The sequence below is a fragment of the Nostoc sp. NOS(2021) genome (genome assembly GCF_017115025.1).
Classification (GTDB): Bacteria; Cyanobacteriota; Cyanobacteriia; order Cyanobacteriales; family Nostocaceae; genus Nostoc.
On the sequence record NZ_JABXKM010000095.1, the window covers coordinates 1 to 12,996 of the forward strand.

The 12,996-nt window shown below is 41.4% G+C and carries 9 protein-coding genes and 1 tRNA gene; 3 read left to right on the forward strand and 7 right to left on the reverse strand.

Going from position 1 to position 12,996, the window contains the following annotated elements:
• Positions 1 to 568 precede the first annotated feature (568 nt).
• The 4 genes from HWQ41_RS11600 to thrC (HWQ41_RS11615) form a co-directional block, all read right to left on the reverse strand.
• Positions 569 to 1,807, reverse strand: a complete 1,239-nt coding sequence (locus HWQ41_RS11600; RefSeq protein ID WP_292762753.1) for a tyrosine-type recombinase/integrase — start codon at positions 1,805 to 1,807, stop codon at positions 569 to 571.
• A gap of 231 nt (positions 1,808 to 2,038) precedes the next feature.
• Positions 2,039 to 2,109: transfer RNA gene (locus HWQ41_RS11605), tRNA-Cys, on the reverse strand.
• 255 nt (positions 2,110 to 2,364) lie between these two features.
• Positions 2,365 to 2,955 carry a chromophore lyase CpcT/CpeT gene (locus tag HWQ41_RS11610; RefSeq protein ID WP_292762756.1) on the reverse strand — a complete coding sequence of 197 codons (591 nt, stop codon included), beginning with the start codon at positions 2,953 to 2,955 and terminating at the stop codon, positions 2,365 to 2,367.
• A gap of 121 nt (positions 2,956 to 3,076) precedes the next feature.
• A complete protein-coding gene (gene thrC, locus HWQ41_RS11615; protein WP_292762758.1) occupies positions 3,077 to 4,168 on the reverse strand; it encodes a threonine synthase in 1,092 nt (363 codons plus the stop codon).
• Positions 4,169 to 4,709: 541 nt separating this feature from the next.
• Here thrC (HWQ41_RS11615) and HWQ41_RS11620 point away from each other — a divergent pair.
• A complete protein-coding gene (locus HWQ41_RS11620; protein WP_292762761.1) occupies positions 4,710 to 4,901 on the forward strand; it encodes a hypothetical protein in 192 nt (63 codons plus the stop codon).
• Positions 4,902 to 5,001: 100 nt separating this feature from the next.
• On the opposite strand, the gene HWQ41_RS11625 is transcribed toward HWQ41_RS11620, so the two are convergent.
• The gene (locus HWQ41_RS11625) at positions 5,002 to 7,359 is read right to left on the reverse strand and encodes a hypothetical protein (protein WP_292762764.1); all 2,358 of its coding nucleotides are present in this window, start codon (positions 7,357 to 7,359) and stop codon (positions 5,002 to 5,004) included.
• A gap of 340 nt (positions 7,360 to 7,699) precedes the next feature.
• On the opposite strand from HWQ41_RS11625, the gene HWQ41_RS11630 reads away from it, so the two are divergent.
• Together HWQ41_RS11630 and HWQ41_RS11635 are read left to right on the forward strand one after the other, a co-directional pair.
• The gene (locus tag HWQ41_RS11630; protein ID WP_292762768.1) at positions 7,700 to 9,367 is read left to right on the forward strand and encodes an iron uptake porin; all 1,668 of its coding nucleotides are present in this window, start codon (positions 7,700 to 7,702) and stop codon (positions 9,365 to 9,367) included.
• 783 nt (positions 9,368 to 10,150) lie between these two features.
• The gene (locus tag HWQ41_RS11635) at positions 10,151 to 10,504 is read left to right on the forward strand and encodes a hypothetical protein (protein WP_292762769.1); all 354 of its coding nucleotides are present in this window, start codon (positions 10,151 to 10,153) and stop codon (positions 10,502 to 10,504) included.
• Between the two features lie 221 nt (positions 10,505 to 10,725).
• Here the strand turns inward: HWQ41_RS11635 and HWQ41_RS11640 are convergent, their stop codons facing one another.
• Together HWQ41_RS11640 and thrC (HWQ41_RS11645) are read right to left on the reverse strand one after the other, a co-directional pair.
• A complete protein-coding gene (locus tag HWQ41_RS11640; RefSeq protein ID WP_292762772.1) occupies positions 10,726 to 11,001 on the reverse strand; it encodes a ubiquitin-like small modifier protein 1 in 276 nt (91 codons plus the stop codon).
• Positions 11,002 to 11,091: 90 nt separating this feature from the next.
• Positions 11,092 to 12,396, reverse strand: coding sequence for a threonine synthase (thrC, locus tag HWQ41_RS11645; protein WP_292762774.1), 1,305 nt, complete (start codon positions 12,394 to 12,396; stop codon positions 11,092 to 11,094).
• Positions 12,397 to 12,996: the final 600 nt, after the last annotated feature.

Sequence of the window (12,996 nt, forward strand, 5' to 3'; positions counted from 1 at the left end):
GCTTTACTTTCTTGGCACTATAATATTGATTTAGCACGCTAAGTACGCAAGAACCGCAAAATTCACAATCAATCTTCCTAGGAAGCTTCAGCTTGTTCCTTAGCCACAGCCTCAACAATAACCTGCCGCAACCACTCGGAACGGTTAGACTTACTACGCACGTAGGTATCTAAATCTTCTGGGAGCATCACAGATATAGGTTTTGTATCACATTTAACACTTACTTAACTTGTTACCAATGAGCCTGGGGTGAACCTGAATTTCTCTGGTATCTTGGCCACCTTTAGTGTTGTATGCCCTGATGATCAGCTTGGGACGAACCCCTAGTGCCAATAACATCTCTTTTGAGCAAAGTGCAGCTTTCGTTGATTTGGGTGGCAGTATAAAGGCAGACACTGAATAAAGCGCGATCGCGTCTTTGTGTTATTTACACAAATGCTAAGAGTTAATGGACAAGGTGATCATAAGTAGCAGCATTCGATGCAAAAGCTACTTTTATTAGATCACCGTATTTTCTGATTAACACAATTACTTTGTAGGCAATCGCCTATATTTTAATTCAACAAATTTATAGTTCTGGCACCTGTAGGTTACGTTTATTACCTGCGTAATGCTTGTAAATAATTTCTGGAGAGTTACCAACCCACCTTCCTACATCCTTCGCATCAATATCAGCTTCTAGGCAAAGGGTAATAAAAGTGTGTCTGCATTGGTAAGGTTTGCGATATTCGCTGACTACACCCTGTTTTACAAGTTGAGTTACGATTCCATCTATATGTGTACCACGATGATTTTTGTAACCTTTCCAGGCATGATTGAGAAAATCTCCAAAGTCTACTATACCGCCTTTCTTGCTTCTAAAGATAAAATCATCTGGTTTACAGTTCTCAGGTTTGATAGAGTCTAAAATTTCACGGTGCTGATGATTAATCGGAAAACGTCTTTGGCTTTGGGTTTTTAATCCATCTTTCAGAGCTAACCCTTTAGTACTGATTGTAATTGCTTGCTCAAAGGTAATGTATCTATCACTGATATGCTTCCATTGTAGAGCGATCGCTTCTGATGGTCTGCACCCAGTAAAAAATAATAATTTTACTAAAGGAGCATAGTAGCTGTAGAATTTGCTCTCCTCAAATGCTTGAATTATGCTATCCCGTTCTTCCTTAGTAAAGGGATTAATTTCATATTCTGCTGATTCTGACTTCGGCATCTGAATGTCTTTTGCCATACTTTGAAAGGGATTGGATTCAATTAGCTGACTTTTAAGTGCCCAATCACAGCAAGCATTTATATTTGTCAAAGTACGTTTGGCGGCATTAGCACTGAGATTTGCAAGTAAATAGTCTCGAATTGCGATCGCATCATCTAAAGTTTTAGTTGGTAACTTAGCAATGTGATTGCGATACTTGCGGTAGTCAACAGCATAAGTAGAAGGACTAACCTGTGGTTTTTTAAACTCAGCGTATTTTTGCCATAATTCTCCCAAGTCATATTGGGGGGTAGCTGAAGGACTAATTGGCGTAATTGGGCTAACGGTGCTTAATGAAGCTGCTGGTTTGTACTTAGCTAAACTGGCATCAAACTCTCCATAGTCAATATCCCTCTGGATTGTTGCCGCTAAAGTTGATGCTTGATGTCTTCCTAAAGGTGTATCGTAGTGCCTTGTCGAAAGGTAGAAACGCTTGGTTTTTAGCTCTCCCGTCGGCGTAACAATAGGATGAGAAAAAACTAATTGGAGACTGCCGTTAGAGTTCTTAATCTGCACTGAACCCCGACGGGCAATACTTTGAGATTTTTGAAGTTCCATAAGGTTAATTAACTGGGGTAAACACCTTTATCCTTCCATTTTACCCCAGTTTTACCCCAGAAATACCTATTGGGGTAAACACCTCTATTTTACCTTTTACCCCAGTTTTACCCCAGTTCTTTACCCAAACTACCCAAAATAACCCCAAAAATCTCTGAAGGCTTTGAAAACAAGCCTTTAACGCCCAATAAAAAAGGGCTTGAAAACCCTGTAGTGCTTATATTTATTTGAAGGCGGCACCCGGATTTGAACCGGGGATGGAGGTTTTGCAGACCTCTGCCTTACCACTTGGCTACGCCGCCACAGCGCGATTCCCTGAACTACTTTAATGTTCCTAATGTATCTTAGTAGCCATTCAGTAGCCAGAGGGCGCTAATTAAACCATGATAGCATAGGATTCTGAGCTAGAGATAGTGGGTTAACTGGATGTTTCTGGTAGTCTTTAGGCGATCGCTAGAAAATTCTGATCACAAGTTGACTATATGCTACAAACAACTCTTAGCAGATTATTAAAGAGAGTTATGAGTTTTAATTCCTCACTCCTGACTCCTCACTTGTCAAACCTTGACTTCATCGGCAAAATTGCCCCATCGGACAAAGTGAAATGGCCCGGCGATAGAACCCCACAGCCGTTCATCAGTGTCTAAATCCCTTCCCCGGTCGAGGCTGGAAAATTCTTTAGCGTCAATCTCAAATTCGTTATCTAAATAAGTATTTTTGCCGTCACGAACCACAATGCAGCCTTTACCAGGTTCAACCCTGCCTTTGAAGCTATTACCTGTCCACTCTACAACCATGTTGCAACCTGACATTTTTTCCAATTGGTCAATGGATAAAACTTTTAAACGTTCGGGGTCACGAGATGCGCCGTAAAATTTTTGTTCTTCTTTAAGGGTGTAGTGTTCAATAACAATGTGGTTTTCTGCCGGAATCAACTTCATTACCCGCATCCGGTAGGGTTGATTGAGCATAAAATCATAAGCTTGTTCGAGAAACAAACTTACCCCTGAGAACAATTCCAAAGGAAGGGGACGGATACACACGCGAATGTGGGCATAAAAAGGCGGATTTTCAAAAGCTTGTTCTTGATTGCTAAAATCAGCTGCCATCCACCGGGCTAAGGTGGCAATATCAGTAGAATGAGTCACGTCGCTTCGCTCCGAATTCAAAATTCAAAATTCAAAATTCAAAATTAACAATCCCCATAAATAAATTTAGTTGCTCTGTATCCTTTTCGATTTCGGCCATTACGATGATCAACCAGAGTGCTTAAAATCCCATTGCCTGGGCTACTGCGCCCAATTCTGCTGCAATACCCTGTTGAAATTGACTGTGATTGTGTTTAATGGCTGTATCTGGGTCTTTTAGACCATTGCCTGTGAGGACACAAACCACTGTCGCCCCAGTAGGAATTTGGTCTTTCACCTGCAACAACCCTGCTACAGAAGCGGCGCTAGCAGGTTCGCAGAAGATACCTTCTGATGCTGCCAAAAGTCGATAAGCGTCGAGAATTTCGGCATCGGTAACGGCGTGGAAATTTCCCTGACTCGCAGTTTGCGCTGCAATAGCTAACTCCCAACTCGCAGGGTTGCCAATGCGAATTGCTGTCGCCAAGGTTTCGGGATGTGCGACTCGCTGACCGTGTACTAAAGGGGCTGCACCTGCGGCTTGAAATCCCATCATTCGGGGTAAGCGATCGCACTTTTTGGCTTGATGATATTGACAAAATCCCATCCAATATGCTGTGATATTTCCCGCATTACCCACGGGGATACACAGCCAGTCTGGGGCATCACCCAGCACATCAACTATTTCAAAGGCTGCTGTTTTCTGCCCTTCTAGGCGGTAGGGATTGACCGAATTCACCAAAGTTATTGGATAGCTTTCGGCCATCTCGCGGACAATTTCTAGGGCTTGGTCAAAATTACCTTTAATTGCCAATACTTCTGCGCCGTAGAGTAATGCTTGGGCTAACTTGCCCAGCGCCACATAACCTTCGGGAATCAGTACAAAGGCATTCATTCCCCCACGTCTGGCATAAGCGGCGGCGGAGGCTGATGTGTTGCCCGTGCTGGCACAAATTACTGCTTTTGCCCCTGCTTCCTTGGCCTTGGAAATTGCCATAGTCATCCCCCGGTCTTTAAAGCTGCCGGTGGGATTGAGACCGTCGTATTTTACAAAAACCCGCACTTGTCTGCCAATGCGTTCAGCGATCGCTGGCACTGGTATTAGGGGTGTGTTACCCTCCAACAGAGTGATAATCGGTGTTTTTTCGCTGACAGGCAAGTATTCACGATAGGCTTCTATCAGACCGGGCCAGGGTTGGCGATGAGATGTAGCAACAGACAGGCTCAAAGTCACGGGATTTAAAATTTCTTAGTGTAAGGATCAGATTTTTAGAAAGGGTGGGATAGGGAAGCGCCGAATCGGGAAGAGGAAGAAAGTAAATTTTTCTTTGCCAGTCCCAGTTAAGAGTTCCTTAATTCCAAACGTATATTATTAAGAATATTATTTTTCGTGGTGCAGGCGTTACACTTACTATTTTTATTTTATTTAGAATGTCAGTTTATCATAAACCCCACGGCAACCTTCGGTTTAACGAAATATAGTCTATATGTAATTTCTTGCGTAAATTACCCCAAAACGGCGATAATAATTCATACAACCATAATTGACAGGCTATCAATTAAGTATTGCTAAGTACCGTCGAGTGGACAGAAGCTTTGCATACTTGGGGCGATGTTTTCTCAGGAACACAGCCCTTATGATCACAGTCTCTTATGAATAAACCTAAAATCCATTAGAGTAATTGATTGAAAATATCCAATATTATAATAAAGCTTAAAAGAGGATTATTATAATATTTCTAATGGTGTGAGTTAAATTGTGGATTTAATTAGCGATGCCTACTTGTTTATCTAGTGTTTCCGATCGCGACTCCCAGACTACCTGGGTCAGCAAGTTAACCAAGTCTTATTATCAAGACGATCAGCAAGCTAAATTTATGCATTTACAAGCAGAGGTAGACTCCCTGTTGCAGCAGTTGGAAAACCTGAAGCACCAACGTCTAGCCGAAGCTAACCAAAAAGAATAAGTCAGTTTTGTAGAAAGCGATGTCTACGACGGGCTACGCCTACGCTTTTCCCCTCTCTAATCTAAATTTGAGTCAGGGGTAAATTTGAGTAAGGGGCGTGCTATTCAAAGCGCTGATTTTTCTCTGACCAGCGCCTCAAACTGTAGTTATGAGCATTTTCTACCAGTAAAGCTAAAGATTGCACGCCTGAAAGCTTGGCGATCGCAGAGAGTTTTTGTAAGTAATTTCCTGTAAAATCAGTATAAATTACTTTATTACTATCAGACAAAATTATCGTCCGTTCACGGCGTTGCTCTGTGTTTTTCCCCGGAATTCCGGGTGTAGACTGATTCAATGATGCTATTTCTGCTGCTGAGATAGTCAGTATTATTTCTGGTTGAGCATTATTTGTTAAATCAATCACTTGAACGGGCCAATCACCCAACTTTTCCTGCATCTGCTCAAAGCTAGGAATAGCACCACTCGGTACTTCACCAGATTGCTGTAAAGATTGCCACACACTCGATAAAATTACCTTGACCCCTTGGGGATTTTGTTGATACACTTCTTGGAGAGTGATTGGAGATGGTTGCACCCATTCCAGCGCTGCATTTGTCAAGGCTAAAGGTTTGGGTTGGAGAACATCATTTTGATTCTCTGGAATTTTTGGGCCAGCAGCTAATAGGCGCAAAACTTTACCTCGTAGTTGCACCGCTTTGATAGCGGCTATAGTAATTTTTTGTTCTCCATTTGGCAACCAGACCACAATCTGGATTTCCGGGTCAGAAGTGATTCCCAAAGTTTCCCAGAAAAATTTGGCAGCGTCAGTTTTGGGGATGTTGAAATTCTCAAAGGGGGAATTTAGCCAGCTTTTTCCATCATTAAATGCACTCACTTCCACCTGATACCAAACTTGGTTATCTGTGAGTTTCAAATCTACTGGGGAATTTGGTTGCAGCCATTCAGTGTTAGTAACTTGAGTGATTGGTTGGACTGTACCAACAATTTGACTAGGGTGAGTAGAGGATATTTGCGACTTTGTACCGTCACCATTGAGTCTTGCTAACAGACCTTGAATATAGGCAAGATTATCTTTTGTAATTTTTGGTTGCACCTTTAACCAGGAATTAGCATGTTCTTCTCCCTGCTGAACTGCTAAAATTAAAGCGAACCAAGCTTGCACCTCTAGTCTATTTGGGTTCACCCGCAACGCGGCCACTGTGCGATTCCACAACCGTTTTTCATCAGCTTTGAGTAGGGTAGCAATTTCTTGGGCATTATGTGGCGACGCTTCAAATACCTGCAAAGCTTTCCCCCAGCGACCATCAATCAAATCTGCCAGCACTTCTTGACTAGGACTTGCCCAAGTTTTCTGGGCTTGGGTTTTAGTAAGTTGGGAATGCAAGCGAATCAAATCCATTTGCGCTTGCGCCGCCTCTGGTAAAACTCCTTTGCGCTGTTTCTTGATGAATTTCAACCATTCAAAGGCTGGTGTCCACAGTCCACTACGGGCAATTGACAGGGCGTTTTGGTATGCAGAATCCTTGAGGGCTGGTGAGTTAAGAGTAATCGCCTCTAATTGAATTGGTTTGAGGAATAACTTCAGAGGCTTGACTTGATAAACCTGTAAGTGCGGTTCTAAACCGATAGTTTGATCAACAACTAACTCTTTTGTACCATCACCAGTTACCTGCTGCCATTTGGGCAATTCTCCATTAGGACTAGTCCAAGACAACATTTGTAGTAAATTGGTGCGTTCTGGATTGTAGTATACGACGTAACCGTAGGCGAACGCGCCAGTTCCTTGTTGGCGTTGACCCCGCAAATTAAACCAAACTCCTGGTGATGGTGTCCCGCCTTCAAAGCGTTGTACTTCAGTTAAAGGTAGGGGAAAGTTGATATCCTGGGGTTCTGATGTCCCATCAAGCAAGGGAGAAATCAGAAAGGATTCTTCTGCTGCAATTACAGGTAATTGAGTCGCTAGATAGTAGTAATTTTCTGACTGAGATTTAAACTCTAACTCTTCTGAGCGCTGGTAAACCCTGAGTTCCACAAGTTCTTCACAATTAGATTGACAATTAGCCCGCTGTTGAAAAACTGGCAGTAAAAATGAGTTTTCCGCATTTTGATATAAAGGTAGAGTTTCCCCAAATATTTGGTTTTTTTTACTTAAATCGAGTTGAATTTCTTTGAGAGTTTGGGGGCGTTCGTGACCAAGGGGAATTTGTGCCCATGCAGGTAAAATTTTATTTAGCCAGCTTACCTGATCTGGATTGAAGATGAAGAGAACGCTAATCCAGGCAAAAGCTATAATTAGACTAGCACTACTTAACAGAATTGCGATCGCTAGCATTGACGACAACCAACTTCCCCGTTTTAGCTTTTTCTGGGGTTTTTTAGCGACGCGTTTCATCACACCTGCATGAGGTTTATTTAGTTTAGAGGCTTTTGGCCTCAGCTTGCGTGAGCGATTTGCCATATTAGTTTTCAATCAATCCAATAAGACTTATTAGGCATTGGGTATGGGGCATTGGGCATTGGGCATTGGGACTGAATTCTTCCCAATAAACAATACCTAATCGCTAACTCCTAATTCCCAACTCCTAACTCCTAACTCCCCACTCCCCAGTACCTAATACCCTGTTATACTCGTCCTTTCAGAAGTTGCCCAGAAGGATTAAGTCTAATTTTGGACAAAATCCGTAAATATCCCCATGTGAAGGCTAGCTGATCACGAATACACTCTTCACTTAAGTATGTGAGCAGAGTGTAAAAAGTTGAAAGGTAGACTTATTAGCCGCAGTCATTGCAAAACCTGGATGCTCGCATGGTTACTAATTGCGGGAGTAAATGGAGTTGCACAAAAAGCACTAGCACAAGAGTACATAAATACAGGAACTACTCAGGAGTCAGGAGTTAAGAGCGATAATATTATTCCCTCATCTCCCCCCTTCTCCCCAGAAGAACCGATGGCGCAAGTTACATCGGTTTCTCAACTCAAGGACGTACAACCCAACGATTGGGCATTCCAAGCATTACAGTCTTTGGTAGAACGCTATGGTTGTATAGCCGGCTATCCAGATAGCAGCTATCGTGGTAATCGTGCCTTAAGTCGGTATGAATTTGCCGCCGGTGTGAATGCTTGTTTAGATAGAATCAATGAATTAATCACTACAGCCACCAGCGATTTAGTCACTCGCGAAGATTTAGCAATCTTACAAAAATTGCAGTCAGAATTTGCCCCGGAATTAGCAACTTTGCGGGGTCGTGTCGATAGTTTAGAAGCCAGAACCGCCGAAATCAAAGCCAACCAATTCTCAACAACAACCAAACTCAATGGATTACTGATAATTGGCATTCAAGGACGGACTAAGAATCGTGGTGATGTTAATCCTAGAGATGGACAAAAAGATACAGATGATGCAGGGACAAACATTGATGTTATATCCCTGGCGCAGCTGTATTTAACGAGTCAAATCACTCCTCGTAGTTACTTATTTACAGGTCTTTTAGATGGTAAAGGTACTAGTGGGCCTAGATTTACTAATAGTGTTTCTCGGAATGATGTTTTACTTGGCTACGAATTTCCTACAGATAATTTGATTATAAGTGACCTCAATTTTCACTGGCTAGTCACTGACACATTAGCTGTGATGGTGGGAACAGAAGGCGTAAGTATGCCAGCTGCTTTCCGAGGCCCCAATCGAGTAGAAAGTGCTGCAACAGGGCCCTTATCTTATTTTGCCCAAAGAAACCCAATTTTAAATATGGGATACGGTCACGGCGGTATAGCTATTGATTGGCAATTTGCTAAACGTGCTAGTTTGCAGGCAATTTATACTAGTTATCAACCAGGAAATCCCGGTAAACGTAGCGGTTTATTTGATGGAACCACCACTACAGGTGTACAATTGCTGCTGACACCAACCGATACTCTAGATTTAAGTTTGTATTACGTTAACAATTACTCCTCAAATGGTTGTTTACTAACCTTTGTTGGCGATGAATGCTTAACTACAGTTAATACCACTACCGGAAAATCAGCACCTCTGCAAACGAACGCCGTGGGTGCGACTATAACTTGGCAAATTTCACCTCGCATTAGCGCAGGTGCGTGGGGTGGTTATACTAAATCTTACATTCCTGGGCAATCGGGAAAAGTCGAGACGACGAATTATATGGTGTTTCTAAATTTCCCTGATTTATTTGCTAAAGGAAATTTAGCGGGAATTTATGTGGGCCAACCTCCTAAAATCACCAGTAGCGACTTACCGATAGGGAATAATGTCCCTGATTTTGTCAATACAGGTTTAGGACGTGCAGGTGGACAACCAGGGACGACCACTCAAATTGAGGCATTTTATCGTTTACAGCTAACAGATAACATCAGCATTACACCAGGAATAATTCATATTTTGGAGCCTGGTAATACACCAGATAGTGACTCAGTTACCATCGGCATTCTGCGGACTACTTTTACTTTTTAATTCTGTTTGCACATAAATATTATAGAAGCAACAAAAAAGACGGGGGGTAGTCCGTCCTCTGTATAATAAGTAAAAACATCTTTTCTGCAATATATCAAAATACTCTAATAGGACTTACGCACTGTACAAAAGAATTATGTTGTGTATCAACGTCAATATGTCGTTTCAGGTTTTTATTAATCATTCTTTGATGGGAAGTAGACCCGCGCGGTAGGGGCAATTCATGAATTGCCCCTACGACAAATGTGGTTTTTTAAATCACCCATATTTGCTCTTTCGTGTCAATGCGTAAGTCCTATCTAATAACAATCTGCCAAGTTGCCAAATACTTACCCATAAAACACGAATATTAATTTCTCTGTAATTGGATATTTTTATCAGCTATAAATTTTACTATCAGCACAAATTAATAGTTACTCAAAGGATATATAGGAATCCGATTTTATTCCTGAACTTACTTGGGTAGGGAGGGAACTCTTAACAGGGAACTCTTAACAGGGAACTCTTAACAGGAAAGAAGGGAATAGATGTGTACTGAGTTATTTCAAAAATCAAATACGAGTCCTATAGTTATGAATTGCTACAAGAAAATATAGTACACATCGCACCATCAATTGGATATACTTACGGTTTGTCTATATTGTATAATATTTTAGTTTGTTATAAATATTTTTACATTACTAGTGAATATTTTTGGCACTTGCAACTCCGCAGCAAATACTGATTATAATCAGACTTTTGTGGGTAATACTAGAGAAAAAATTACTGGCGACGAAGTTCATCATGAACCTAAGTATAGTTGATGATAAATTGCAGATAGAATTTACGTTTAAAGAGCAACTGCTAGCTGTTCGCTTGAATAAACTTTGGCAAATATCACTAGCCCATATTGAACAAGTTACGACAGTCGAACCCCAAAGTAATTGGCGAGAATTGCGTGCCCCTGGTAGCTTTGTTCCTGGAGTGATTAAGGCTGGAACTTATTACACTAACCAAGGTAAAGAGTTTTGGTATGTGAATCGAGAGACAAATTATTTAATTATTCAATTGCGAGATGAATCCTACAAGCGGATTATCTTAACTATTGATAACAATGAGTCTTGGCAACAAAGACTTGCTCAGATAATTGCTGCATAAGTAAGTAGGCAAGAAAAATTTAATGTATGTAAACAAATGTAAAATTAACGTCGGGTGTGTTAGCGGAAAGTACTGCACCACCAAGTTTTGCAGATGACGTGAAAAGTCAGGCAAGAGAGGCAGCAGCCCACTAATGCGTATTCCCAGTCGGAGACTGGGAACGAGGCAATCTTGCAAAGGTTTGTCTAGTCAGGCTTCTACTTTATTTGGTGTTCTCTGGATTAACCACCAGCGACAGCAGGGACAATACTTACTTCATCGCCATCTTTAAGAATTGTATTTATACCATCTAAATGGCGGATATCTTCGCTATCGACGTAAAAATTTACAAACCGACGTAGCTTGCCTTCTTCATCGCACAACCGGGATTTAATACCAGGAAAGCTTTGTTCTAAGGAGTCCAACAACTCAGCAATGGTGCTACCGTTGGATTCTAGAGTAGCTTGATTATTAGTAAAACTCTGAAGAGTCGTAGGAACTAAAACTGTTACAGCCATAGAAGTACAAAGTGAAGAGTGAAGAGTGAGGATTTGCATTTGTCCATTGTTCTTACAAATTACAAAGGACAAATGACTGATGACAAATAACTAAACGAGGACTTGTTGCCATTCCAAGCGATCGAGAGTACGCGATCGCTCTAGAGCACGTTCAAAACTATCGATTTTAGCATCAATTGTCAAAGGTTCGCCAACGTAGCCTTGTAATGCTTCCTGTGTTTTCAGACCATTGCCGGTGATGTAAAGCACGGTAGTTTCATCTGGATCAATTTTGCCAGCTTCCACCAGTTTTTTCAGCACTGCAACGGTTGTACCACCAGCTGTTTCTGTGAAGATGCCTTCGGTTTCTGCCAGCAGTTTGATGCCGTCAATAATTTCTGCATCATTGACTGATTCAATATTACCGCCAGTTTTCTGGGCTAACTCTACAGCATAAATGCCGTCTGCTGGGTTGCCGATCGCGATGGATTTCGCAATTGTATTCGGTTTAACTGGCTTAATAAAGTCGCGTCCTTCTTTAAAGGCTTGGGCGATGGGCGAACATCCATCTGCTTGAGCGCCACTAAAACGGACTTTTTTGCCTTCTACCAACCCGATTTCGACAAATTCGTTGAAACCTTTGTAAATTTTTGTAAATAGTGAACCGGAACCAAGGGGAACAACGACGTGATCGGGTAGTTCCCAACCTAGTTGTTCTGCAACTTCAAAGGCAAGTGTTTTAGAACCTTCAGAGTAGTAGGGACGAAGATTTATATTGACAAAACCCCAACCGTGTGTATTGGCGATTTCTGAACAGAGACGATTTACTTGATCGTAGTTACCCTGAACAGCCATGACAGTCGGGCTATAGATCAGGCTACCTAGAATCTTACCGGCTTCCAAATCTGCGGGAATAAATACACAGCAGTCTAAACCGGCGTGAGCTGCGATCGCAGCTGTAGAATTTGCCAAGTTACCTGTGCTCGAACAAGAAACAGTGGTAAAACCCAATTCCCGCGCCCGAGTCAAAGCAACTGATACTGCCCGATCCTTAAAGCTAAGGGTGGGCATATTAACGGCATCATTTTTTATATAAAGCTTATTTAGACCCAAGCGGCGGGCAAGACGGTGGGAACGAACCAACGGAGTCATACCAGTTCCCACATCTATAACATTGTCAGTTGCAACAGGCAAAAAGGGACGGTAGCGCCAAATTGAATTGGGGCCAGCTTGAATTGTTTCACGAGTGACAGTTAGACGTAGGGCGCTGTAGTCATACTTAACTTCTAACGGCCCAAAGCATAACTCACAAACATTACTGGCTTTGAGTTCATATTCTGCACCACATTCCTTACATTTCAAGGCTTGAAAGTAGGCGGTGCTGGCTTTGGTTTGGGTTGTGATTGCCTGAGTCATAAACTAGCTTTCCCTGTTTGTCTGTCGACTGTCGTCTGATAGTAACACGAGCAAAAATACCAGTCAAACATACCCGACAAATTTTGTCGGGTATGTTTGGTATTAAAAGGAATAATTCTTGTAAAACTTTGATATCAGTAATATATCAATAAATCACCGTACTTAGTATTTACACTTATATCTTCTCTGCTAGAAAACAATACAATAGCTTCAAACACTCAGTTTTAATACTGATAAATAATATGATTAAATTGCATTATAGTGATGATGAATTTGCATTTGTTTAAATCCCCATCACATTTGAGTGATCTAGCTCACTTAGCTAACCTTCTATTATTTATCTAAATGACTCCATAGGATAATTATAGATGTCTGACAGCAAAGGCTCAAAAGCACTTTCAGGTATAGGTTTTAGTTTTTTTATCGTCTGATTAAACCACTAAAATTGCTATGTGTGTTGCCAAAATAAAGTTAATTTTTCAGCTTTGATGCATTTATTCATCGCTAGAGAAGTTACTTGTTTATACTGAGGTGCTGTTTTGATAAAAATGCTACATTTTTATTTAACTCAATAATTAAACATACAGTAATAAATTACAC

Coding starts and splice junctions, on each gene's coding strand:
- HWQ41_RS11620 (WP_292762761.1), top strand. CDS start 4,710: ATGCCTACTTGTTTATCTAGTGTTTCCGATCGCGACTCCCAGACTACC.
- HWQ41_RS11640 (WP_292762772.1), bottom strand. CDS start 11,001: ATGGCTGTAACAGTTTTAGTTCCTACGACTCTTCAGAGTTTTACTAAT.
- HWQ41_RS11635 (WP_292762769.1), top strand. CDS start 10,151: ATGAACCTAAGTATAGTTGATGATAAATTGCAGATAGAATTTACGTTT.
- HWQ41_RS11600 (WP_292762753.1), bottom strand. CDS start 1,807: ATGGAACTTCAAAAATCTCAAAGTATTGCCCGTCGGGGTTCAGTGCAG.
- thrC (WP_292762774.1), bottom strand. CDS start 12,396: ATGACTCAGGCAATCACAACCCAAACCAAAGCCAGCACCGCCTACTTT.
- HWQ41_RS11630 (WP_292762768.1), top strand. CDS start 7,700: ATGCTCGCATGGTTACTAATTGCGGGAGTAAATGGAGTTGCACAAAAA.
- HWQ41_RS11625 (WP_292762764.1), bottom strand. CDS start 7,359: ATGGCAAATCGCTCACGCAAGCTGAGGCCAAAAGCCTCTAAACTAAAT.